This is a genomic window from Polynucleobacter sp. JS-Polo-80-F4, from assembly GCF_018881965.1.
In the GTDB taxonomy this organism is placed as follows: domain Bacteria; phylum Pseudomonadota; class Gammaproteobacteria; order Burkholderiales; family Burkholderiaceae; genus Polynucleobacter.
In genome coordinates, this window is record NZ_JACVPI010000001.1 from 562,788 (window position 1) to 586,060 (window position 23,273).

The 23,273-nt window shown below is 45.5% G+C and carries 21 protein-coding genes; 12 read left to right on the forward strand and 9 right to left on the reverse strand.

Features of this window, described 5'->3' with window-relative positions; translation table 11 throughout:
* The first annotated feature begins 56 nt into the window (after positions 1-56).
* The 3 genes from yajC to secF are packed head-to-tail and all read left to right on the forward strand — an operon-like array spanning position 57 to position 3,259.
* Positions 57-383: a preprotein translocase subunit YajC gene (gene yajC / locus ICN20_RS02755; RefSeq protein ID WP_216238002.1), complete on the forward strand. Its 327-nt coding sequence runs from the start codon at positions 57-59 to the stop codon at positions 381-383.
* Between the two features lie 38 nt (positions 384-421).
* Positions 422-2,281, forward strand: a complete 1,860-nt coding sequence (gene secD / locus ICN20_RS02760) for a protein translocase subunit SecD (RefSeq protein WP_216238003.1) — start codon at positions 422-424, stop codon at positions 2,279-2,281.
* Positions 2,282-2,284: 3 nt separating this feature from the next.
* On the forward strand, positions 2,285-3,259 hold the full coding sequence (secF, locus tag ICN20_RS02765; RefSeq protein ID WP_216238004.1) for a protein translocase subunit SecF: 975 nt from the start codon (positions 2,285-2,287) through the stop codon (positions 3,257-3,259).
* An 11-nt stretch (positions 3,260-3,270) separates the two neighbouring features.
* On the opposite strand, the gene ICN20_RS02770 is transcribed toward secF, so the two are convergent.
* On the reverse strand, positions 3,271-4,632 hold the full coding sequence (locus tag ICN20_RS02770; RefSeq protein WP_370624521.1) for a 3-deoxy-D-manno-octulosonic acid transferase: 1,362 nt from the start codon (positions 4,630-4,632) through the stop codon (positions 3,271-3,273).
* A complete protein-coding gene (gene purB, locus ICN20_RS02775) occupies positions 4,629-6,008 on the reverse strand; it encodes an adenylosuccinate lyase (protein WP_216238005.1) in 1,380 nt (459 codons plus the stop codon). Before purB ends, ICN20_RS02770 begins: the two co-directional genes overlap by 4 nt.
* 95 nt (positions 6,009-6,103) lie before the next feature.
* Here purB and ICN20_RS02780 point away from each other — a divergent pair, with 95 nt between their 5' ends.
* Complete coding sequence (locus tag ICN20_RS02780) at positions 6,104-6,718, forward strand: glutathione S-transferase (RefSeq protein WP_216238006.1); 615 nt, start codon at positions 6,104-6,106, stop codon at positions 6,716-6,718.
* Positions 6,719-6,792: 74 nt separating this feature from the next.
* On the opposite strand, the gene mnmA is transcribed toward ICN20_RS02780, so the two are convergent.
* The gene (gene mnmA / locus ICN20_RS02785) at positions 6,793-7,905 is read right to left on the reverse strand and encodes a tRNA 2-thiouridine(34) synthase MnmA (protein WP_216238007.1); all 1,113 of its coding nucleotides are present in this window, start codon (positions 7,903-7,905) and stop codon (positions 6,793-6,795) included.
* Positions 7,906-8,081: 176 nt separating this feature from the next.
* Here mnmA and ICN20_RS02790 point away from each other — a divergent pair, with 176 nt between their 5' ends.
* From ICN20_RS02790 to ICN20_RS02805, 4 genes are all read left to right on the forward strand, one after another.
* Positions 8,082-9,212, forward strand: a complete 1,131-nt coding sequence (locus ICN20_RS02790) for a Re/Si-specific NAD(P)(+) transhydrogenase subunit alpha (protein WP_216238008.1) — start codon at positions 8,082-8,084, stop codon at positions 9,210-9,212.
* 24 nt (positions 9,213-9,236) lie between these two features.
* A complete protein-coding gene (locus ICN20_RS02795) occupies positions 9,237-9,575 on the forward strand; it encodes a proton-translocating transhydrogenase family protein (protein ID WP_011903634.1) in 339 nt (112 codons plus the stop codon).
* A 33-nt stretch (positions 9,576-9,608) separates the two neighbouring features.
* The gene (locus tag ICN20_RS02800) at positions 9,609-10,976 is read left to right on the forward strand and encodes an NAD(P)(+) transhydrogenase (Re/Si-specific) subunit beta (protein ID WP_216238009.1); all 1,368 of its coding nucleotides are present in this window, start codon (positions 9,609-9,611) and stop codon (positions 10,974-10,976) included.
* Between the two features lie 114 nt (positions 10,977-11,090).
* The gene (locus ICN20_RS02805; RefSeq protein WP_216238010.1) at positions 11,091-11,870 is read left to right on the forward strand and encodes a hypothetical protein; all 780 of its coding nucleotides are present in this window, start codon (positions 11,091-11,093) and stop codon (positions 11,868-11,870) included.
* Positions 11,871-11,884: 14 nt separating this feature from the next.
* Here ICN20_RS02805 and ICN20_RS02810 read toward each other — a convergent pair whose 3' ends face one another.
* From ICN20_RS02810 to ICN20_RS02820, 3 genes are all read right to left on the reverse strand, one after another.
* Positions 11,885-12,619: a hypothetical protein gene (locus ICN20_RS02810; protein WP_216238011.1), complete on the reverse strand. Its 735-nt coding sequence runs from the start codon at positions 12,617-12,619 to the stop codon at positions 11,885-11,887.
* Between the two features lie 121 nt (positions 12,620-12,740).
* Positions 12,741-14,393 carry a chaperonin GroEL gene (groL, locus tag ICN20_RS02815; RefSeq protein WP_216238012.1) on the reverse strand — a complete coding sequence of 551 codons (1,653 nt, stop codon included), beginning with the start codon at positions 14,391-14,393 and terminating at the stop codon, positions 12,741-12,743.
* A gap of 28 nt (positions 14,394-14,421) precedes the next feature.
* On the reverse strand, positions 14,422-14,712 hold the full coding sequence (locus ICN20_RS02820) for a co-chaperone GroES (RefSeq protein ID WP_216238013.1): 291 nt from the start codon (positions 14,710-14,712) through the stop codon (positions 14,422-14,424).
* Positions 14,713-15,028: 316 nt separating this feature from the next.
* Here ICN20_RS02820 and ICN20_RS02825 point away from each other — a divergent pair, with 316 nt between their 5' ends.
* Genes ICN20_RS02825 through dacB form a run of 4 tightly spaced genes read left to right on the forward strand, consistent with a single transcriptional unit; the run spans position 15,029 to position 20,488 of the window.
* The gene (locus tag ICN20_RS02825; protein WP_216238014.1) at positions 15,029-15,871 is read left to right on the forward strand and encodes a diguanylate phosphodiesterase; all 843 of its coding nucleotides are present in this window, start codon (positions 15,029-15,031) and stop codon (positions 15,869-15,871) included.
* Positions 15,871-16,494, forward strand: a complete 624-nt coding sequence (locus ICN20_RS02830) for a response regulator transcription factor (RefSeq protein WP_216152403.1) — start codon at positions 15,871-15,873, stop codon at positions 16,492-16,494. The genes ICN20_RS02825 and ICN20_RS02830 overlap by 1 nt, the downstream gene beginning before the upstream one ends.
* Positions 16,495-16,500: 6 nt before the next feature.
* Complete coding sequence (locus tag ICN20_RS02835) at positions 16,501-18,927, forward strand: ATP-binding protein (RefSeq protein ID WP_216238015.1); 2,427 nt, start codon at positions 16,501-16,503, stop codon at positions 18,925-18,927.
* Positions 18,928-18,958: 31 nt separating this feature from the next.
* A complete protein-coding gene (dacB, locus tag ICN20_RS02840; protein ID WP_216238016.1) occupies positions 18,959-20,488 on the forward strand; it encodes a D-alanyl-D-alanine carboxypeptidase/D-alanyl-D-alanine-endopeptidase in 1,530 nt (509 codons plus the stop codon).
* On the opposite strand, the gene ICN20_RS02845 is transcribed toward dacB, so the two are convergent.
* The 3 genes from ICN20_RS02845 to purE are packed head-to-tail and all read right to left on the reverse strand — an operon-like array spanning position 20,434 to position 23,225.
* Positions 20,434-21,540: an L-threonylcarbamoyladenylate synthase gene (locus tag ICN20_RS02845; protein WP_216238017.1), complete on the reverse strand. Its 1,107-nt coding sequence runs from the start codon at positions 21,538-21,540 to the stop codon at positions 20,434-20,436. The two genes, dacB and ICN20_RS02845, sit on opposite strands and share 55 nt — an antisense overlap.
* Position 21,541: 1 nt before the next feature.
* Positions 21,542-22,726: a 5-(carboxyamino)imidazole ribonucleotide synthase gene (locus ICN20_RS02850; protein ID WP_216238018.1), complete on the reverse strand. Its 1,185-nt coding sequence runs from the start codon at positions 22,724-22,726 to the stop codon at positions 21,542-21,544.
* Between the two features lie 4 nt (positions 22,727-22,730).
* On the reverse strand, positions 22,731-23,225 hold the full coding sequence (gene purE / locus ICN20_RS02855) for a 5-(carboxyamino)imidazole ribonucleotide mutase (protein WP_215391599.1): 495 nt from the start codon (positions 23,223-23,225) through the stop codon (positions 22,731-22,733).
* Between the last annotated feature and the right edge of the window lie 48 nt (positions 23,226-23,273).

The window sequence follows — 23,273 nt, forward strand, 5'->3', positions numbered from 1 at the left end:
GGTTTGTAGGTCAAAAAACTCAGTAGTTTTTAATTGGTAATTAATGGAGGTTTTGTATGTGGATTAGTAACGCTTTTGCCCAAGCTCCTGCAGCGGGCGCAGATTCTGGTGGCTTGATGAGCTTCCTTCCTTTGGTTCTGATGTTTGCAGTGTTGTATTTCATCATGATTCGCCCACAAATGAAGCGTCAAAAAGAAACTAAAGCCATGCTTGAGTCATTAGGTGTTGGTGATGAAGTGGTTACTGTTGGCGGCATTATGGGCAAAGTAACAGCATTGAAAGATCAAGTGGTTACCGTTGAAATTTCTGCTGGCACCGAAGTGCAGATGCAAAAAGGCGCTATCACTACAGTATTGCCAAAAGGCACACTGAAGTCTGCTTAATACATTTGCTTAATACGTCTTACTAAAAGTATCTCAATATGAATCGCTACCCTCTCTGGAAATATCTAGTTATCGCCATTGCATTACTGATCGGCGGACTATATTCATTACCCAATTTCTATGGTGAGGCCCCAGCGGTTCAAGTCTCGTCTGCCAAACCAACCATCAAGGTTGATTTGGCAACTCAGGCTCGTGTAGAAAAGATTTTGACAGATGCCAGCATTAATAACACTGGCATCTTCTTTGAAGTCGCCGGCAATGTAGGCTCAATCAAAGTTCGCTTCAACAATACTGATATTCAATTGCGCGCACGCGATCTATTGCAGCAAAAATTGAATATTGATCAGAACGATCCCAATTACACAGTTGCATTAAATCTTCTATCCAATACGCCGGGCTGGTTAAGTGCGATCAACGCATTACCAATGCCCTTAGGTCTTGACTTACGTGGCGGCGTCTACTTCCTTTTGCAAGTGGACATGAAGGGCGCCGTTCAGAAGAAGGTTACTTCTTTGGCAACAGATATTCGCAGTCAATTGCGTGACAAAAGCATTCGTCATCAGGGCATTGAGCGCGGAGCTGATTTCATCTCTATTAATTTCGGCAGCACAACAGATGCCGAAGTGGCTCGTTCCGTATTGCTGACTGCTCAACCAGAACTCATCTGGCAAGTAAAGCCTACCGGCCTTTCGCCAAAGTTAGTTGGTGAATTTAAGCCAGCCGCATTAAAAGAAATTCAAGATAACGCCGTTAAGCAAAACATCATTACCCTTAATAAGCGCGTAAATGAATTAGCAGTTAAAGAGCCAGTGATACAACAACAAGGTGCTGAGCGTATCGTGGTGCAGCTACCTGGCGTACAAGACACGGCCCGTGCGAAAGATATTATTGGTCGCACAGCAACACTGGAGTCTCGTTTGGCAGATCCTTTGGTATCTACCATTGGCCTAGGCGAAACTCCTCCTCCAGGCATGGATACATTCCGCTTTGGAGAAAATCGTTTGGGTGTATTTAAAAAGTCAGTCATCTTCAGTGGTGATCGCATTACTGATGCAAGTGCCGGCTTTGATCAAAACCAACGTCCTGCTGTAAACATCTCCTTAGATGCTGCTGGTGGCCGAGTCATGCAAGAAGTGACTCGTGAGAATATTGGCAAGCCAATGGGCATGATCTTGTTTGAAAAAGGCAAGGGTGAAGTACTCACTATTGCCACCATTCAAAGCGAATTTGGCTCAAAGTTCCAGATCACTGGTCAGCCGACTACCGAGAGCGCAAATGATTTAGCCCTCCTCTTGCGTGCAGGCTCTTTAGCGGCTCCAATGGAAATCATTGAAGAACGTACTATCGGACCTAGCCTTGGTGCAGAAAATATTGAAAAAGGTTTCAAATCCCTCTTGATCGGCTTTACTGCGATTGCGATTTTCATGATGGCCTACTACTTGTTGTTTGGCACATTCTCTGTTGTGGCTTTGGCGGTGAACTTGCTCTTACTCATCTCAGTGCTATCCATGTTGCAAGCTACGCTCACCTTGCCTGGTATCGCAGCGATGGCCCTAGCCCTGGGTATGGCGATTGACTCCAACGTGTTAATTAACGAACGTATTCGTGAAGAGTTGCGCAATGGCGCGGCGCCACAAACGGCAATTGCTGTTGGTTTCGATAAAGCCTGGGCAACTATCTTGGACTCAAACGTAACTACTTTGATTGCTGGTCTGGCATTGTTGGCATTTGGATCAGGTCCGATCAAAGGCTTCGCGGTGGTTCACTGCTTAGGTATTCTGACTTCAATGTTCTCGGCTGTCTTCTTTTCACGTGGCCTTGTTAACCTCTGGTACGGCAGACATAAGAAGATTCAAAAACTCGCTATCGGCCAAGTTTGGCGACCACAGGAGAAATAAGCCATGGAATTTTTCCGGATTAAAAAAGATATTCCCTTTATGCGCCATGCACTGGTGCTCAATGCGATTTCTTTAATTACTTTTTTAGCAGCAGTCTTTTTCCTCTGGCATAACGGTCTACATCTCTCCATCGAATTTACTGGTGGTACGGTGATGGAAGTCAGCTATCCGCAGACCGCTCCGCTAGACTCAATTCGAACCAAGGTTGAGAAGCTCGGCTATGCCGATACTCAGATTCAGAACTTTGGTAGCTCACGCGATGTGATGATTCGCTTACCTTTACAAAAGGACGCTGAGGGCAAACTCATTTCCTCAGCCGATCAAAGCACGGCAGTGATGCAGGTTCTCGATCCAGCGGCAACTGGTGTAAAGCTTCAGCGCGTGGAATTTGTTGGTCCACAGGTTGGGCGTGAGCTAGCAATGGATGGACTGATGGCTTTGCTATTTGTCATCATCGGCATCGTGGTCTACCTCTCTTTCCGCTTTGAGTGGAAATTTGCTGTTGCAGGCATCATCGCGAACTTGCACGATATTGTGATCATTCTGGGTTTCTTCGCATTCTTCCAATGGGAGTTCTCACTATCAGTATTAGCAGCAGTTCTGGCAGTTCTAGGCTACTCAGTAAACGAATCTGTGGTGATCTTTGACCGTATCCGCGAAAACTTCCGCAAATACCGCAAGATGAACACCCGTGAAATCATTGATAACGCAATCACCAGCACTATTAGTCGTACCGTCATTACTCACGGCAGTACTGAGATGATGGTTCTGGCGATGCTGATCTTTGGTGGCCCTACGCTCTTCTATTTTGCCTTAGCGCTAACCATTGGTATTTTGTTTGGTATTTACTCTTCAGTGTTCGTTGCTGCGGCATTGGCCATGTGGCTTGGTGTTACACGCGAAGATTTAGTTAAGGGCGATAAAAAGCCTGATGACAATGCCCGTAACGATGACCCTAATTTCGGGGCACGCGTTTAACTAAGTAATTTTTAGTTTAGAGAGAAGTTTTGACGATCAAGGGCGGCTAAGATTCTCTTAGTTGCACCTTGATGTTCGGCTGAGTAAGACTTCGCAGCCATACCCATCTTTGCCAACTCGGCAGTATTGAACAGTAACCCCTTCAAAGCTTCCGTCAAGGCAATTGGTTCGGTTAAGAGCAGTTCGCCCTTAATACGTTTTGCTGCACCACTCTCAAGCGCATCTAAGGCTGCCTGCTGAAAGTTATAGGTATGCTCACCCAACAAAACAGGGCAGCCAGCTGCGCATGCCTCAATGAGGTTTTGGCCCCCAAATGGCAAAAGACTGCCGCCCATAAGCACCAAGTCTGAAGCGCTGTAATACAACGGCATCTCGCCCATGGAGTCGCCAAGAACAACATCTAAACCAGCACAATCATTGGGAATGCCAGTCCATTCACTGCGACGACGAAACTTCAAGCCAGCACCGCTAATCTGATCTGCCACTTCATTAAATCGCTCGGGATGACGTGGCACTAAACAAAGCAAAGGAGGGGTCGCAAATGCATCACTTAAAAGCAAATCCTTCCAGGCCTTCAGAATGATCGCCTCTTCTCCATCGCGCGTACTGGCAGCGCATACCATCATACGATTTTCAGTATGCAATTCTTTCTGCCACTCTTTACCTTTAGCTAGTAACTGAGGATCCAATGGAACGTCAAACTTTAGATTGCCTGCAATGACAACCTTTTCCACGCCTAAGCTACGATAACGTTGTGCGTCAAACTCAGTTTGGGCCACGATGCCAGCAAAGGCCTGAAACAATGCACGTCCAGCTTTACCAAATCGATTGACGCGACGAGCACTTCTCTCAGATAAGCGTGCATTGACCAAGAACAATGGCAGATCAATTTCTTTGCAACGAAAGACTACTGTTGGCCAAGCTTCAGTTTCCATGAAGAGTCCAAGTTTTGGTTTAAAGGTTTTTATGAAATTCTCAACAGCCCAACAAATGTCATACGGCAAATAGACTTGTCGAATTTTCCCAGAGGCAATATCTTTGGCAAATAACTGTTTGCCGGTGCGACGACCATTCAAAGTCATATGCGTGAGAAGGATGGATTCACCCTTAGCCAAATAGGCTTCAATCAAAGGTTGAGCTGCGCGAGTTTCACCCACTGAAACCGCATGAATCCAAATAGACCCTTGAGTAATGGGTTTGATATAGCCAAAACCCAAGCGCTCAGGAATATGATGCAAATAGGAGAAGGAGTGACGAGCCCGCCAAGCCAAGCGTATGAATGCTAACGGCAATAAGAGATGCCATAGCAGTTGGTAAGCAGCAAACCAGATCCGGGGACGCGCCCCGTATTCTGAATTGGTAGTCAAGCTCACTTTTTGAGACGTTCGGTCAGCTCGACCGCCTTACCCAAATAGGAGGATGGAGTCATCTCCAATAGACGTGCCTTAGCATCTTCCGGAATCTTCAAGCCACGAATAAAGGTCTGTAGATCTGCTTGGTTAATACCTTTACCACGAGTCAATTCTTTTAATTGCTCATAGGGGTTCTCAATACCGTAACGACGCATCACAGTTTGTACTGGCTCAGCCAATACTTCCCAGCAAGCATCTAAATCAGCGGCAATTGCAGCATGGTTTACCTCCAACTTACCAAGTCCACGTAAGGCGCTGTCATAAGCTAATACGCTATGACCAAATGCAGGGCCTAAATTACGCAACACAGTAGAGTCAGTCAAGTCACGCTGCCAACGAGAGATTGGTAATTTTTCAGCAAGGTGACGCAGCAATGCATTGGCAACACCTAAATTACCCTCGGAGTTTTCAAAGTCAATCGGGTTTACTTTGTGCGGCATTGTTGATGAACCAATCTCGCCTGCTTTAGTGCGCTGCTTAAAGTATCCAACAGAGATATAAGCCCAGAAGTCACGGTCCATATCCAAGAGAATCGTATTGGCACGAGCAATCGCATCAAAGAGCTGGGCCATACCGTCGTGTGGCTCAATTTGAATGGTGTAAGGGTTAAAGGTGAGACCCAGTCGCTTCTCAACTACATTCTTGGAAAAATTTTCCCAATCGAAATCAGGATAGGCCGACATGTGAGCGTTGTAGTTACCTACTGCACCATTCATCTTACCGAGCAAGGGAGCTGCAGCGATAGATTCAATCGCACGCTCTAAACGCTTGGCAATATTCGCAATCTCTTTGCCCAAGGTGCTTGGTGAGGCTGGTTGGCCATGAGTGCGGGAGAGCAAAGGCACTTTAGCGTTCTCAATCGCGAGATCAGTCAATACTGAAAGTACTTTTCTGAGTTGAGGCAAGAGCACCTCATCACGAGCACCACGTAACATCAAACCGTGAGAAGTGTTGTTAATGTCTTCTGATGTACAGGCAAAATGAATAAACTCACTTGCTTTTAATAAATCAGGGCGACCTGCTACTTTTTCTTTTAAGAAGTACTCAACGGCCTTTACGTCATGGTTGGTTACCGCTTCGATATCTTTAATACGCTGCGCATCGGCATCGGAAAAGTTTTCTGGGAGTGAAAGCAAAAAGGCTTCGTCAGCTGCGTTAATTTTGGGCACATCAGGAAGACCGGCAGAAGCCAAAGCCAAGAGCCAATGAATTTCCACAAAAACACGTTGACGCATAAAAGCGGCTTCGGAAAGCCAGGGACGCAAGGCATCCAACTTTCCGGCATAACGGCCATCTAAGGGTGAAAGGGCATTAAGGGTTGAAAGCGGCTGACTCACGAATATTGCCTTTACATTGAATATGTCAATAAAAGCTAATTTTAATGCGTTCCGGCGTACAGCAAACCCCAAATAGGATGGCTATACTTGAGCCCATGAAACTAATCGGATCCCTAACCAGCCCCTACGTACGCAAAGTACGCATTGTTTTTAACGAAAAAAAGGTCGATGTTGACCTGGAACTAGAGAATGTCTGGGCTGCAGACACCAAAATAGCCGCTACTAACCCCCTAGGGAAGGTTCCTTGCCTGATTGCTGACGATGGAGAGGCCATCTATGACTCCCGCGTTATCGCCGAATATGCTGATGGCCTAAGCCCTGTAAGCAAGCTCATTCCAGCAGATAACCGTGAACGCGCTGCCGTAAAGACCTGGGAAGCACTTGCGGACGGAATTATGGACGCGGGTATTTTGGCTCGTTTAGAGCGTACTTTGCGACCAGCAGAACAACAAAGCCAAACTTGGTATGACCGTCAAATGGGCAAAATTGACGCCGCCCTTCGTCAAATGTCAGAACAGCTTGGCGAAAATGCCTGGTGTCATGGCAATCAAATCACATTAGCTGACATCGCTGTAGGTTGTGCAATCGGATATTTATTGTTTCGCTTCCCAGAAGTGAAATGGCAAACTCAGTATCCAAACTTAGATCGTCTGTATCAAAAGTTATTGCAACGACCTTCTTTTATAGAAACCGAACCACCTGCTGCTTAATTAACCTGCAGATTAACAAAAAATGCCAATCAACACTGATTGGCATTTTTGTATCTGATACTCAGCGATAAATATTATGCGGAAATAATTCCGCCGCCCAAACAAACATCTCCGTCGTATAAGACAGCAGATTGTCCAGGCGTAACCGCCCACTGCGCATCTGGAAAACTTAAATCAAAACTCAGCGCTTCATTACCAGCACTCAATGTACAAGCGGAGTCTGCCTGTCTATATCGCGTCTTAGCTGAATAATTTCCAGGCGCTGGCGCAGCACCGGCAACCCAACTGGCATCCATTGCAGCTAGCTGGTTAGCCAACAACCACGGGTGTTCATGGCCTTGCGCTACATACAAAGTGTTGTTAGGTACATCCTTGCGCGCTACATACCAAGCATCACCATTGCCATCTTGGCTGCCTCCCAAACCAATGCCCTTGCGTTGACCCAAGGTAAAGAACGCTAAGCCCATATGCTCGCCAACTATCTTGCCCTCTGGTGTTTTGATGGGACCGGGTACGCGTGGTAAATAGCGATTTAAGAATTCTCTAAAGGGCCGTTCACCAATAAAACAAATTCCAGTGGAGTCTTTTTTCTTGGCATTGTGCAATCCAATTTGCTCAGCAATTTTTCTCACTTCTGTTTTGGGGATTTCTCCGAGCGGAAACATCACGTTCGCCAATTGTTGCTGCGTTAAGCGATGCAAAAAATAACTTTGATCTTTGCTTGCATCAACCGCTTTTAATAGTTGTACCCTGCCGCCCTCATGACGAACGCGTGCATAGTGGCCTGTTGCAATAGCATCAGCACCTAGACTCATAGCGTGATCTAAAAAAGCCTTGAACTTAATTTCAGCATTACATAAAACGTCGGGATTGGGTGTTCGCCCTGCGGCGTACTCACGCAAGAAATCAGCAAATACCCGCTCACGGTACTCAGCTGCAAAATTCACTGCTTCGACGTCTATTCCGATCATATCGGCCACCGACACGACATCTAGCCAGTCCTGACGGGCCGAACAGTACTCGTCGTTATCGTCATCCTCCCAATTTTTCATAAAAAGGCCAATAACCTCAAAGCCCTGCTCCTTGAGCATCCAGGCAGCAACCGACGAATCTACCCCTCCAGACATGCCAATAACGACTTTCTTGGGCTGGGAGGACGGGATTGAAGAAGAATTGAGCGGGATCATCAAAAAATGCGAAAATTCAATATAAGCTGACAGACCATATTGTAGAAGTCTTAGCCCGATTTCACAGAATTTTGGGCAAAAACCAAGCAAGAGGACTTAGGGGTAAGTAAATAGGTGCGATTAGCCCTATTTAACTAAAATAGATTTTTTATAAATTTTGCTTTTGGAGACATGCCATGCGCATAGGAGTGCCACTGGAAACAAGGCCTGGGGAAACTCGAGTAGCCGCCACACCAGAAACCGTTAAAAAATTAATTGGTCAAGGTCATACCGTCGTTATTCAAAAAGACGCCGGGGTAAAAGCCAGTCAACCTGACTCTGTATACGAGGCTGTAGGTGCAAGCATTGGAAGCGCCGCAGATGCATTTGGCGCAGAGATTGTTCTCAAAGTACGCGCACCAGAGGCGGCTGAACTAAAACAGATTAAATCCGGTGCTGTGCTTCTAGGTATGCTTGACCCATTTGATAACGACATGATTGCAGCCATGGCTGCGCAAGGTGTTACCGCATTTTCCTTAGAGGCTGCACCACGTACAACCCGCGCACAAAGCATGGACGTTTTATCTTCCCAAGCAAATATCGCTGGTTACAAAGCAGTATTAGTTGCAGCAAATGAATATCAACGCTTCATGCCAATGTTGATGACTGCCGCGGGAACTGTTAAAGCAGCTCGCATCCTCATCTTAGGTGCTGGTGTTGCCGGCCTTCAAGCAATTGCTACTGCAAAGCGCCTTGGCGCGGTGATCGAAGCGTCTGATGTTCGTCCTGCTGCTAAAGAACAAATTGAATCTTTAGGCGCTAAGTTCGTTGACGTTCCATACGAAACAGATGAAGAGCGTGAGATCGCCCAAGGTGTTGGTGGCTATGCCCGCCCAATGCCTGAGGCTTGGATGAAGCGTCAGGCTGCCCTGGTTGCAGAGCGTGCACAACAAGCTGACATCGTCATCACTACCGCATTGATTCCAGGACGTAAGCCACCCGTACTTTTGCATAGCGACACTGTTGCCAATATGAAACCGGGTTCGATCGTGATCGACTTAGCTGCCGGTAGAGGTGATAACGGCTCAGGTAACTGTCCTTTAACGCAAGCAGACAAAGTGGTTGATGTGAATGGCGTGAAGATTGTTGGCTACACCAATTTAGCCAGCATGGTTGCAGCAGATGCTTCTGCACTCTACTCGCGCAACTTGCTCGATTTCATGAAACTCATTGTGGATAAAGAAGCGAAGTTAGTTATCCCAGCTGATGATGACATCGTTACTGCTTGCTTAATGTGTCGTGATGGCCAAGCCATCCGCAAAAACTAATAGTAAAAATACTAAGGAAACACTATGGATCTCGCTGCCTTTCAAAGCATCCTCACCGTTCAAAACATTACCGTGTTTGTATTGGCCATTTTTGTTGGTTATCACGTAGTTTGGAACGTCACTCCAGCATTGCATACGCCTTTAATGGCGGTGACCAATGCCATCTCCGGCATCATCATTGTTGGCGCATTGCTGCAGACTGAAGTCATTGGTGGCGATGAAATTACACTCACTAGCATTATTGGTGCAGTAGCGGTATTCCTCGCATCTATCAATATTTTTGGTGGCTTTATGGTCACCCGTCGCATGCTTGAAATGTTCAAGAAAAAAGCTCCTAAAGCTGATGCGGCTGGAACCAAATAAACCTAGAACAAGACCTATATAGAGACCAAAACTATGTCAAACATAACCGCTATTTCTTATCTCATTTCATCGGTGTTGTTCATCCTCGCTTTGCGTGGCTTATCTTCACCGACCACTTCACGCCAAGGCAATACTTTCGGCATGATTGGTATGTTGTTAGCAGTCATTACCACCTTCTTCATTCCTGATTTCAAGCCAGTCATCTCTTTGATTGGCGTTGCAATTGTGGGTGGTGCCATCATTGGAACTATCGCTGCTAAGCGTGTGCAAATGACCAAGATGCCTGAGTTGGTTGCTTTGATGCACTCCTTCGTAGGTTTATCAGCTGTATTAATTGCGATTGCTGCAGTATTTAATCCAGCGCATGACCATACAGGTGCACAGAAGATTGAACTCTTTATCGGTGCATTTATTGGCGCCATTACCTTTACAGCATCTGTGATTGCATTCGGCAAGTTATCCGGCAAGGTTAGTGGCAAGCCTGTGAGCTTTGCTGGCCAACATTTGCTGAACTTGATCTTGGCTGTTTCCATGGTGGGCGCAGGTATCGCTTACTACATGGGTGATAGCCACGCAGCCTTCTTGGCAATGTGTGCTATTGCTCTGGTATTGGGTGTGACTTTAATCATCCCTATCGGCGGCGCTGATATGCCGGTGGTTGTATCAATGCTGAACAGTTATTCTGGTTGGGCCGCAGCCGGTATTGGTTTCACATTGAACAACCCAGTATTAATTATTGCGGGCGCTTGCGTTGGTTCATCCGGCGCAATTCTGTCTTACATCATGTGTAAGGCCATGAACCGCTCTATCTTGGCTGTATTGCTCGGCGGCTTTGGTGCTGAAGCCGCTGCTGGCGGCGGTGATGATGGCGGCCCGAAGAATTACAAAACAGGTTCACCTGAAGATGCGGCTTTCCTGATGGAAAATGCCGACACTGTAATCATCGTTCCAGGCTATGGCTTAGCAGTAGCTCGCGCTCAACACGCCTTAAAAGAGCTAACTGAAAAGTTAACCCACCATGGCGTGACCGTGAAGTATGCGATTCACCCGGTAGCAGGTCGTATGCCTGGTCATATGAACGTACTTTTGGCCGAGGCTGAAGTTCCTTACGATCAAGTATTTGAGATGGAAGACATCAACAGCGACTTTGGTCAAGCTGACGTAGTGCTAGTACTTGGCGCTAATGACGTTGTTAACCCAGCGGCACGCACTCCAGGTAGCCCAATCTTTGGTATGCCAATCTTGGAAGCTTTCAAAGCCAAAACCATTATTGTGAACAAGCGCTCTATGGCAGCTGGTTATGCAGGCCTAGATAACGAACTTTTCTACATGGATAAAACCATGATGGTGTTCGGTGATGCGAAGAAGGTTGTGGAGGAGATGGTTAAGGCAGTTGAATAAGCTCGATTCAAAAATTATTAAATAATTAACCGCCTTCGGGCGGTTTTTTATTACACTAATTACACTTCTTAACCTTATCACCCTATCTTACGAGAACTTGCTATGCACTATTTCATGGAGAATCACCTCAATGTAGTGAAATATGCCCCCTATATATTCTTAGTATCTATTCTCATTTTTTTAGGCATAGGCTGGCTATTTGGTAAGTACCGCCTGCGTACTTCAGAAAAGGTCATTGTTCGGGACTCTTTAGCAGCAGCAATCTTTGGCTTGTCTGCACTTGTTTTGGGTTTTACATTTTCGAGTGCTAATGACCATTTTGATAAACGTATTAGCCTTATTCGAGCACAAGCAGATGCACTTACTCAGGTCTATCAATCTAGTAAGTACCTAAGCGCTGCAGATCAAACTGCAGTAAGAAATTCTCTTAAAGAAATTCTTATCGATCGACTGTCGATCTATCAAGATGTCCACACATTTGTAGCGCTCAATCAAAATGTGGCCCACCTGGGAAATAAGTTAAATAATTTTAATGAGTTAATGATGATGAGCATTCCTCGCGCGCCAATAAATAACAGGGAAATGGCAGATAAAATCTTGAGGCCGCAAATGAATCACCTCATGGAAGTGATGAGAGATGGAATGCTGAATGCTAGACACCATCCGCCCGCCATTCTTGAACGCTTTTTATTTACTCTCCTAACGATTGGCGCACTTTTAAGTGGTTACGCTATGGCAGTGAAGAATGAAGAAGATTGGTTTTTAACCTTCATTTACCTGGCACTGATGGGGTTTGCTCTGTACGTCATCTTCGCATTAGAGTTCCCAAATGAACTATTTCCATATAATTCCTTTAATGCAGACTTACTGGGGACTCAAACTCTAATGCAATAAGCAGTCGAGCAAATCTATCTTCTTTGATAGCTATTGGATAAATTGTCCTGCAGCACATAGGCAATACCATTAGCTAGCAAAGAAAGGTCTTGATCAAGTACGCGGCTTCTGTAAGTCCAACCAGCAGGTAATTTGAGTTGCTCGCCCAACACCGGTAGATCTCTCATGCTGAGCGCAGGATTCACGATTTGCGAATAAGACTGCATCACATAAACATCGCCTCCAGGAGAGGTGAGTTCGTATACGGCGCTGCCAACCCTATATATAAAATTAGTGGTACGAACAATTTCATTTGGGGTGTATTGTTTGCTACCTATCAATTGCTTCAACAAACTCAATTGGATTGTTGCCCGCAAATTCATTTCAATTCCGCCAAAAGATTCTTTAACGTCACTTATTGTGCTGCCCGCTGCCTGAATTTCATCCATAGTCCAATAGCGCGGTCCATTGAGGATAGCAAAAGAGACATCGAAAGTCTTTTCAATAGATTCTTTCGTTAAAGAATCCCACTGTGCTTCAGGACAATGATTGAGTCCTTGAGTGTTAAATACCTTAACCTCTAGCTTAAGCCACGTGCGCTTACCCAGTAGAACCTCACAATAGCGTTGGTTACGAAGGTTAGAGACACTTTTTTGAAATACCGGCTGCGCATCAGCTGACTGAGCAACTACAGACTCAGCAGTAAATAGATAGCCCATTACGAGCAAGCCTATTGAAATGAAGTAGGTGGCTCGATTGCGACTAGTCATTTTGACGCCCATTCCAAAGGTAAAGTTGGGTATAGCTTACTCCTATAAAGAAAAAGCGCCTGGTCTTTTGAACCAGGCGCTCCTATTTCTACAGCTTGGTAGCCGAGGAAATTAACGGCTATTACATCATGCCGCCCATACCACCCATACCACCCATGCCACCCATATCAGGCATACCGCCAGCACCAGACTCATCTTTTGGTGCTTCAGAGATTGCGCAATCGGTAGTCAACAACAAGCCAGCAACAGAAGCAGCATTTACCAATGCAGTTTTTGTAACCTTAGTTGGGTCAATAACACCTTGTGCAACGAGGTCACCATATTCACCGGTAGCTGCGTTGTAGCCGTTATTACCTGTGCTTGCTTGTACCGCATTAACAACTACACCAGCGTCTTCACCGGCATTGCTAACGATAGTACGCAAAGGCTCTTGCATAGCGCGCAACACGATGCTGATACCAGCATCTTGATCGGCATTGTCGCCCTTCAATCCCTTGATACCTTGCATTGCACGAATCAACGCTACGCCACCGCCAGGAACAATGCCTTCTTCCACGGCTGCACGAGTTGCATGCAATGCGTCGTCAACACGAGCCTTCTTCTCTTTCATCTCTACTTCAGTAGCAGCGCCAACACGAATTACTGCAACACCGCCAGCCAACTTGGCTACACGCTCTTGCAATTTTTCTTTGTCGTAGTCGCTAGTAGCTTCTTCGATCTGAACACGAATATTCTTCACACGAGCTTCAATCGCTTTAGCATCGCCAGCACCGTCAATGATGATAGTGTTTTCTTTACCTACTTCGATACGCTTTGCTTGACCCAAGTGCTCAAGAGTTGTTTTCTCGAGTGTGAGGCCGATTTCTTCAGCGATCACTGTACCGCCAGTCAAAATTGCAATGTCTTCCAACATAGCTTTACGACGATCACCAAAACCTGGAGCCTTAACAGCACAAGTCTTGATAATGCCGCGAATATTATTCACAACTAAAGTTGCCAAGGCTTCGCCTTCAACATCTTCTGCAATGATCAACAATGGACGGCCAGACTTTGCTACTTGCTCAAGGACTGGGAGCAAATCACGGATGTTGGCAATCTTCTTGTCAAACAAGAGAACGTATGGGCTTTCCAATACGGCAACTTGCTTTTCTGGTTGATTGATGAAGTATGGAGAGAGGTAACCGCGGTCAAACTGCATACCTTCAACGACTTCAAGCTCATCTTCTAAAGACTTGCCATCTTCAACAGTAATAACACCTTCTTTACCTACTTTTTCCATTGCTTCTGCAATGCGCTGACCAATGCTGTGGTCGCTGTTTGCAGAAATAGAACCTACTTGAGCGATTTCTTTAGTAGTGGTGCAAGGCTTGCTGATTTTTGCGAGCTCTTGAATCGCAGCTGCAACAGCTTTGTCGATACCGCGCTTCAAGTCCATTGGGTTATGGCCTGAAACTACATATTTCATACCTTCGCGAACGATAGACTGAGCCAATACAGTAGCGGTAGTAGTACCGTCACCAGCGATGTCAGCAGTTTTGGAAGCAACTTCCTTAACCATCTGTGCACCCATGTTCTGGAGCTTGTCTTTGAGTTCGATTTCTTTTGCTACGGATACACCGTCTTTAGTGATTGTTGGTCCACCGAATGAACGCTCGATCACTACGTTGCGACCCTTTGGTCCCAAAGTGGTTTTCACTGCATTAGCAAGAATGTTTACGCCTTCGACCATCTTGGTGCGGGCGCTATCTCCAAATACAACGTCTTTTGCTGCCATGATTAAATTCCTCTCTTAAATACCGAAATTACTTCTGTACAACAGCCATGATGTCGTCTTCACGCATCACGATGAGTTCTTCATTGTCAACTTTTACTGTTTGACCTGCATATTTACCAAACAACACACGGTCGCCTACTTTGACGTCAGGTGCATTTAATTTACCGCTGTCATCGCGCTTGCCTGGTCCTACTGCCAAAACTTCACCTTGATCAGGCTTTTCTGCGGCAGCGTCAGGAATGATGATTCCGGAAGCAGTTTTTGATTCTTGATCTAAACGCTTGACGATTACGCGATCATGTAAGGGACGCAAATTCATCTCTTCTCCTATGTTAGTAAGTGTTAACTATTTAAATAAACTATATAAATCAATGCTTTGTAATCTCTTCACACGGCAGCCAAGGGTTATTTACGGATAAATTGCCTCTTTAGCACTCGCATGCAGGGAGTGCTGATTATATAGGTCTGAATGCCCAGATTTCAAGGGCGGATCTCCATAAATTCTTTAAGGAATTAGCCTCTATCTATACTTTGGACAGGCTGGTAGGACTATTCCTACAGATAAATCAGCCTAAAGCCCTTACCGCTCCAATCTGTCCTGCCTAGACTGGACAGTCACCGATTGGAGAATGCTGATGAGCCCGAAATCCCGGCTGTACACGCTTGTAAAGGCATGGAAGAACAAACCCTTCCAAGAAGTACGAGACGCCTGTGGCGACCCCTGGCTTGGCCTGAGTAACCAAGCCCTTGAAGAACACCAATCGTGGTCCAAGCGACAAGTGATTAGTCATGAACCCATTTTTAACTGCAAGGGAACAAAACTGACAGGATCTTTATTTAGACCACTTCTTACTGCGTCCGATATGCAATTACTACGCCTTTTTATGGAAGGCTTAGACACTATCGCGTATTGGTATCGCAGCGGTAGATTTATTCCAGGAATTTTGCCAGTGCCGGCACATGCCTTAGCTTCAAGTGGCTATGTCGATGCCATGAGTGAACTCATTTTGAACTCACGTCTACCGGTGGGCTTGGTCAGCATTGGCATACAAACAATTCCTGAGTCTGCAATAGCAGATGCTTTTAAAGAAGGATTGTTACGCTTACGTCGCCTTGGTGTCTTACTGCACTTCCTCAAATTCACAGGCAGCATTGAAGAGATTCGGTGGATCACTGAGATGCAATTAGAGGGCGTACATATTGATATGAGTCAGATACGCGAGCACGAACTGGCAGGCGATGTTCTTTCTCAACTCAGGCAATCGCCGTATTCACCGACACAAATTTATGCCAGCAATATCGGGTTGGTAAGGGATCTAGAAAACGCCTCCACTCTCATCGCTGATCATTCCTATGGAGGCCTCATGATGTCGCCCGTCAGCCGCCATCAGATGCTACAGATTAGCGATAGTCGTATCGCTAAAGCCATTTTTTCGCTGCACCCTCATCAACACCCAAACCAAAACGGAGATAAGTAATGAGAAAACGCGTGATGTTGGTAGATGACCATCCAGCAATGCTGATGGCTCTTAAAAGTATGTTGCAAGATCAGTTGTTATTTGAAATTGCAGGGCAAGCTCAGAATGGGGAGGAGTGCCTCAGATCGATGAAAGAGGTTAATCCCAATATGGTGATTCTAGATCTAGATATGCCCAAGACCGATGGCTTTGACGTCATACGTCGCATCGGATTAATGTACCCCGAAGTTCGCATGCTCGTTCTATCTAGTATGGATGAAGCAGTTTACGGCGGGAGAGTTCGCTCATTAGGTGGGCACGGCTTTGTAAACAAAACTGCTGGGGCAGATGTGATCTTAGCTGCGTGTGTTGCTATCTCTCAAGGCTACAACTTTTTCACTCATGGCAAAAATGGTAATAGTTCATTAACCGATAACGATAAGCTCGCCTTAATTTCTGATCGCGAATTACAAGTTATGAAATACCTTGGCAAAGGCAATACCAATCAACAGATTTCTGACATGTTGCATATCAGCAATAAGACGGTGGCAACTTACAAGACTAGGGTATTTGACAAGTTAGGGATTAACAACATTGCTGATCTCATTTTGTTCTGTCGTATGAACAACATTATCGAAAGCTAAGTAGAAATGCATCGATCCATCACTCGCATTACCCTCTTTGTCATATTGAATGGCCTTTTGGGTAGCGTTTCTGCCAAATTGCTTAGCTCAACAGAGCAAGAGTGGATCGATGCCCATCCTGTAGTGCGTTTTAGCATTCATGAGAAATATGCTCCCTATCTAGACGCCAATGAAAATGGTCAGTCCGGAGTCTTTCACAGTCTCTTGAATAAGTTAGGTGAATTTACCAAGCAAGAATTTCTTCCAAAATGGCGCAAGAGCGATCAAGAAGGGCTTGATCAGATTGCTAACGGGGAGGTCGATTTCATGATTGATCCACCTACCTTGGAGGATGAGCACCTCAAGTTTGGCTCATTATCGGAAGCAATCTTTTGGGGTCACGATGCCATTCTGACCAAGCGATCAAAGAACGATGTACCTATTGAACCAATCAATATTGCTTACTTTGATCGTGGTTTTGAAAACCCGCCGACACCAAATAACCTCCAAGCTAGTGTTTCTGATCATGTTGATAAGTTGGTCTTTGATCTTCTCAAAAATGATGTTCAAGCACTTGTCTTGCCACTTCGCTTAGCGCAAAAACTGATTCAGAAATTGAATGGCGATAATCTACAGGTTGATGGACTGTACCGTAGAGAACCATTTGAATATCGCTGGTTTATTTCCCATCAAGATGAGGCTTTGCATGGTGTGCTTGGGCACTTTCTTAAAAACCTAGACCCAATCGCATCTCGTCAACTGTTTAATCTCAATGCATCTACTCTTGAGGCAGAACCCTCTGCTGTATCAAACTCAATATCCTGGCTTTCTACTTTAGGAGTCCTATTCATTGGTGCCTATTGGTTATGGCGCATGCATCAAAAGCAATCCCTTCAAAAACAAGAAGCGGATATTTTGACGTCATCAAAAGAGCAGGCCGAGCATGCAAATGCTGCGAAGTCCGCCTTCCTTGCCACCATGAGCCATGAGATTCGAACACCAATGAATGCAATTTTAGGTGTCCAGGAATTATTACTCAAAAGCCCTCTTCCCGAAAATGAAAAAACTTTATTGAAGAGCGCACACTCATCAGCAGAATCTCTGCTGGGAATCCTAAATCAAGTTCTGGATCTATCAAAGATAGAGGCTGGCAAGCTCACACTTAATATTGAACCCTGTAATCTCATTGCCTTGATTGATGACATCGATGCAGCATTCTCAACCGTTGCTCATAAACAGAATCTCAAACTACGTACCTCAAAAGACCCGCGTATTGCTGCAGTATTGATGCTAGATACCCTGCGCTTACGTCAAATACTACAAAACCTCATTAGTAACGCCATCAAATTTACCAATCAAGGTGAGATTTATTTCTCAATCAGCGTCTTAGCAGATGATCATGCGGGACAGCTGATTGAATTCAGAATCATTGACACGGGGGTTGGGATGGGAGCGGAGGAAATTACCCTTGCGCTGCAAGCCTTTGAGCAAATACCTGGTACTACAGAACAAGCAAATGGAACTGGTCTTGGTTTAACCATCACCAACCATCTTGTCACCTCCATGAATAGCCAACTCTATTTTGAAAGTTCTCCTGGCTATGGAAGTAATATCCATTTTTGCCTTGCATTTCCGCGTACTAGTATTGCTGCAACCAGAACTTCAGCTCCAGAACAAACCAATACTCCTAGAAAGCTAGTATCTAAACATGCCCAAAGTAGTGAACATCCATTGCAAGCTTTAGTGGTCGAGGATCATCCCGCCAGCCGTCAAATTATTTCCCTCCAACTACAGGCCCTAGGCATCGAGTCATCAGTTTGCGATAACGCCACTACCGCCCTAGATCTCATTAACCAAAAACATTTTGATCTACTTTTAACCGATCAATCCATCCCCGGAATGCAGGGCTCTGAACTTGCCAAGTATCTACGCGATAAGGGGCATCAAGATCTCATCATTATTGGAATTACTGCGGATATCTATGCCCTAGACTCACGCCATCAATTTTTGACTGCCGGCATGAATGGGGTTCTCATAAAGCCGTTAAGCCTGATGGCCTTAGAAAATGAACTCTCGCGTTATTTCCAAACTAAAGAATCCACTGAAACCACAACAGGCAATCAGGATTTGGAGGAGTATTCATTTACCGCCTTTGGGAATCTTCTTAAAAATAGCCCTGAATACATTCAGCTCATCCTAGATGAAATTAAAAAGGTTCATGATGAGACCCTTCTTGTCTTAAGGAATGAAACGGTAGATGAAGCCAGTTTCAGAAGCATGGTCCATAAAGTGAAAGGTGGGGCTCAGCTTCTTAATGCTGAAAAATTTTCTAAGGCCTGCCAGGATCTCGAACACGACGGGGATCTAGGCAACCGAACTGCTTCTTTTATCCAATTACTTGAAGAGCAAAATCAAATGATAAGTAGGCATAAATCTCGATATTCAAAGCTTTAATCTTTGATAAGGTAGGTTTATCCTATGGGAGATGCTTTTTTACTATTCCCGCCCATCTGCTTTTATTGCGACTCTCTTTTGGTTGGCTAGCTCTCTAGCCTTAGCCGGCGAAACTCCATCACTAACCATTCCACAATCCGTAACAAGCAGCCTAGAGCGCAATCAAATCCCGCTTGATACGATAAGCATTTCAGTTTCCGAGATCGAACCTGGACGTCCTGGAAAGCATATTGGCAAGAAAGTTTTAGATTGGCGCGCTAACGATCCAATGAATCCGGCTTCTACGATGAAGCTGCTCACCACATTGAGTGGCCTAGATATCTTGGGTCCACAGTATCGATGGCGCACTAATGTCTACACTGATGGTGTAATTCGTCAGGGAGTTTTAAAGGGTAACTTGTATTTACAAGGCACTGGAGATCCTAAACTCGTTCCTGAAGAGCTTGCGAAAATGATGAAAGATCTTCAGGGCTTAGGTATTCAGAAGATTGATGGAAATCTATTCTTTGATCGCAGCGCCTATGCGCCCAGCGTAATGGAGCACAACACCATTGATGGCGAATCTCTTCGCGCATACAACGCCCCGCCAGATCCCTTGCTCTACGCATTTAGAACGCTCTCATTTCAACTCAGCAAGTCACGTACTGCCGACTTTATCGATATCAGCTACACACCGCCACTTTCACAACTCAAAATATCCAACCAAATGCAATTGGTTGATCGATCGTGTGATAACTGGAAAAGCAATATTCGCTTTAATTTAGATCCAGAAGGTATCAGCAATACTGATCAACCTTTGACTGCACAGTTTTCCGGAGCATTTCCAAGTTCCTGCAAGGGCGTGAACTTTAATGTTGTCGCGCTTGATGCAAATACCTTTCTAACGCAAGGTTTTGCTGCCGCCTGGGAATTGGCTGGCGGCACATGGTCACAGCCACCAGTTGGAAAAAACGGTACTGTGCCGCTAGCAGCCCGACTGCTAATTCAGTTTGAGGGTATTGCTCTCGCAGACGATGTTTTAGATATCAATAAATACTCTAACAACGTCATGGCACGTCAACTTCTGCTGACCCTGGCTTTAGAAAAAATGGGTAAACCTGCAACTACAGCCAATGGCGACTTAGTGATTCAGAGTTGGCTAAAACAAAATGGGTTGGATTTTCAGGGGCTGGTAATTGAGAATGGCTCAGGCCTGTCTCGCAATGAAGCAATCTCCGCTAGCCAGATGAATCAACTCCTCTTGACTGCTCGCAATCTTCCCGTGGGTGATATTTTTTACAATAGCCTACCAATCGCCGGTACTGATGGCACGATGCGCAATCGTTTAATGGTTCAACTACGTAAGTTTTTACATCTGAAGAAAAAACCCGAGGCCAGAATTAAGACTGGCTCTCTTGCAGATGTACGAGCAATCTCAGGTTATGTTTTAAGTAAATCTGGAAAGATGTATGCGGTAACTTCATTCATCAACCACCCCAATGCTTGGAGAGGATTAGAGGCGCATGATCAGTTGCTGTCGTGGCTACTTGAAGATGGGCCAGAGCCAAAGCACGCACGCTGAAGTCGATCTCTAACGCCGTCCCACTCCTCGCCTGATGGCGGCTCTGGAAACAATATTAAATCCCAGCCCTGCTGATCTAGATCACGTAAGGAGCGATATAAGAGACTTGCAAAAGCGCTGCTATCACTAGGAACCTCCACTTCCTCAAAGTGAGCTGATGGATGTCCATCCTCGCTTAAAGAAGACTCAGAATCCCACACAGCTACAGCGACGCGCGATTTAATGTCTGGAAACTCGCTCAAGGCATCTAAGACACGCCCTGGAGCATATAAACGTAAAGGTGTAGTTGGCGCGTAATGAGCCTTAAGACTTCCAGATACCCTTGGAAGATCTGCTGTTACTTCATTGGCTGCCTCATTAGCCTTTACTTCACCAGGCTGATAAACCTTCACGCCTGTCTTGGCGAAGATCTCACTTGGAGTAATTGCACCAGGCCTTAGAAGTACCGCTTTATCGCCAGAGGACAAATCAATAATGGTTGATTCAATCCCCACTTCACAATCGCCACCATCTAACACCATCAAATCAAACATGCCTTCAAATTCATTACGGACATCTGCAGCACTAGTAGGGGATACTTTGCCAAAGCGATTTGCAGAGGGTGCTACAACTCCACCTTTAAATTTACGTAATAGCTCTTGAGCAATCGGATGGGAAGGCGCACGAATCGCTACAGTATCCTGCCCACCTGTTAGTTCATTTAAAACGCTTTTATCCTTCTTAAAGACCAGCGTTAATGGGCCAGGCCAAAATGAATTGATTAACTTTATGGCCTCATCGGATAAATCCCTCACCCAAGGTGCCAATAGCGCAACCCAATCAATGTGAGTTTGATCGAATTTATCTGGAGCAGCTAAGTGAACAATTAAAGGATGATTTGATGGACGACCTTTGGCGGTAAAGATTTGCTTAATCGCCTCAGGGTTCTTGGCATCTGCACCTAAGCCATAAACCGTCTCAGTAGGGAACGCAACCAACCCACCATCGCGCAAGGTTTGTACTGCTTCATTAATCACTGCCGATGATTGCAGTGACGTACTATCGCTAGACATTCTAGGGCTCGATCCCTAATTCAATAGCAACAGCTGCGCAATTTTGGCGAGCCTCATTGAGGGCTTCACCTAAGCAGTTAATGTGACCCATTTTTCTACCAATGCGGGGGGCAGACTTACCGTAAAGATGTAACTTCGCATCAGGATGAGCAAGCACTTTGTTCCAAGCTGGTTCGCGCGCTTTGTCTTCGCTACCTTCAAACCAAAGATCGCCCAATAAGTTCAGCATGGATACAGGGGCTAACTGACGGGTATCACCCAAAGGCAATCTTGCCATAGCTCTCACCTGCTGCTCGAACTGGCTGCTCACACAAGCATCCATAGTGTAGTGACCAGAGTTATGTGGGCGTGGCGCTATTTCGTTAGCAACAATGTCCCCATTCTTGAGAACAAAAAACTCTACACAAAGAACACCAACGTAATCAATCTTCCGAATAAGTGCCTTAGCTGCATCAATAATTTTCTTCTCTTGAGCAGGCTTAAGTGACGGGGCTGGCACAGTCGAGGTATGCAAAATACCATTGCGATGAATATTTTGAGCCACTGGATAGGCCACTACAGCGTCGTCATAACCGCGCACTACCAAAGCGGACACTTCAAAATCTAACTCCATGCGCTTTTCGAGCACGCAAGGTACGCGCCCAAATTCAATCCATGCAGCTGTTAAATCTTCCAATGTATATACAGTCGCCTGACCCTTACCGTCATAACCCATACGAGCAGTTTTTAAGATTCCAGGAAAGAGATCTGTTGGAGTATGGGCAATATCTGCCTCATGCTCAATCACAAAGTTGGGGGCCGGACCAATATTGGTTTCTGATTTCCAAGTAGCTAAGAAATTTTTCTCAGCAATGCGGTTCTGCGCCAAAGAAACACAACTACTGCGCGGCGCCACAAAGACACCCAGAGACTCCAACTCATCTAAAGCTTGAGCAGGGACATTTTCAAATTCAGTACTCACTGATGAACATAGGGAGGCCATCTCTTTTAAAGCGGCACTATCAGTGTAATCAGCTTGAATAAACTTCTCTGCAATGGAGCCAGCAGGGCTGTCAGATCCTGGATCAAGGACGCAGACTTTATAGCCCATCGCTTGAGCAGCTTGGGTAAACATTCGCCCCAATTGACCGCCACCTAAAATTCCTAAATACGAACCCGGCAAAATGGGTTCCATACGATCTGCCATGTAATTAATATCCCGGCAAATTCATTGAACGTGCAGTATCAGACTGTTTTGCACGGAAATCTTCTAGGCGCTTAGCCAAATCAGCATCATGTAAAGCCAAACCAGCAATCACATGAAGTGCGGCATTAGCTGCACCAGCTTCACCAATCGCAAAAGTAGCAACCGGGATACCCTTTGGCATCTGCACAATGGAATAGAGAGAATCTTCACCGCGCAAATATTTGCTTGCAACGGGAACACCATAAACTGGAACAATAGTCTTAGATGCAAGCATGCCTGGTAAATGGGCTGCGCCACCTGCTCCAGCAATAATTGCCTGCAGGCCATTGGCTTGTGCCTTTTCTGCATACTGGAACATATCGTCAGGCATACGATGCGCGGAGAGGACTTTTGCCTCATGAGCAATGCCAAATTGCTCGAGCATTTGAGCAGCGTGCTGCATGGTGTCCCAATCTGAATTGGATCCCATCACTATTCCGACGATTGGCTTCTTGCTCATTTACCTCTCCAAATGCCCTAAATATTTACTTGCCATCTATTAAGGACT

What these genes read in the sequence shown, in the direction of transcription:
- secD (WP_216238003.1), top strand. Translation starts at nt 422, where the DNA reads ATGAATCGCTACCCTCTCTGGAAATATCTAGTTATCGCCATTGCATTA.
- yajC (WP_216238002.1), top strand. Translation starts at nt 57, where the DNA reads ATGTGGATTAGTAACGCTTTTGCCCAAGCTCCTGCAGCGGGCGCAGAT.
- ICN20_RS02800 (WP_216238009.1), top strand. Translation starts at nt 9,609, where the DNA reads ATGTCAAACATAACCGCTATTTCTTATCTCATTTCATCGGTGTTGTTC.
- ICN20_RS02805 (WP_216238010.1), top strand. Translation starts at nt 11,091, where the DNA reads ATGGAGAATCACCTCAATGTAGTGAAATATGCCCCCTATATATTCTTA.
- ICN20_RS02845 (WP_216238017.1), bottom strand. Translation starts at nt 21,540, where the DNA reads ATGTCTAGCGATAGTACGTCACTGCAATCATCGGCAGTGATTAATGAA.
- ICN20_RS02850 (WP_216238018.1), bottom strand. Translation starts at nt 22,726, where the DNA reads ATGGCAGATCGTATGGAACCCATTTTGCCGGGTTCGTATTTAGGAATT.
- ICN20_RS02825 (WP_216238014.1), top strand. Translation starts at nt 15,029, where the DNA reads ATGAGCCCGAAATCCCGGCTGTACACGCTTGTAAAGGCATGGAAGAAC.
- ICN20_RS02810 (WP_216238011.1), bottom strand. Translation starts at nt 12,619, where the DNA reads ATGACTAGTCGCAATCGAGCCACCTACTTCATTTCAATAGGCTTGCTC.
- mnmA (WP_216238007.1), bottom strand. Translation starts at nt 7,905, where the DNA reads ATGATCCCGCTCAATTCTTCTTCAATCCCGTCCTCCCAGCCCAAGAAA.
- purE (WP_215391599.1), bottom strand. Translation starts at nt 23,225, where the DNA reads ATGAGCAAGAAGCCAATCGTCGGAATAGTGATGGGATCCAATTCAGAT.
- ICN20_RS02780 (WP_216238006.1), top strand. Translation starts at nt 6,104, where the DNA reads ATGAAACTAATCGGATCCCTAACCAGCCCCTACGTACGCAAAGTACGC.
- ICN20_RS02835 (WP_216238015.1), top strand. Translation starts at nt 16,501, where the DNA reads ATGCATCGATCCATCACTCGCATTACCCTCTTTGTCATATTGAATGGC.
- ICN20_RS02790 (WP_216238008.1), top strand. Translation starts at nt 8,082, where the DNA reads ATGCGCATAGGAGTGCCACTGGAAACAAGGCCTGGGGAAACTCGAGTA.
- groL (WP_216238012.1), bottom strand. Translation starts at nt 14,393, where the DNA reads ATGGCAGCAAAAGACGTTGTATTTGGAGATAGCGCCCGCACCAAGATG.
- ICN20_RS02795 (WP_011903634.1), top strand. Translation starts at nt 9,237, where the DNA reads ATGGATCTCGCTGCCTTTCAAAGCATCCTCACCGTTCAAAACATTACC.
- ICN20_RS02830 (WP_216152403.1), top strand. Translation starts at nt 15,871, where the DNA reads ATGAGAAAACGCGTGATGTTGGTAGATGACCATCCAGCAATGCTGATG.
- secF (WP_216238004.1), top strand. Translation starts at nt 2,285, where the DNA reads ATGGAATTTTTCCGGATTAAAAAAGATATTCCCTTTATGCGCCATGCA.
- dacB (WP_216238016.1), top strand. Translation starts at nt 18,959, where the DNA reads ATGCTTTTTTACTATTCCCGCCCATCTGCTTTTATTGCGACTCTCTTT.
- ICN20_RS02820 (WP_216238013.1), bottom strand. Translation starts at nt 14,712, where the DNA reads ATGAATTTGCGTCCCTTACATGATCGCGTAATCGTCAAGCGTTTAGAT.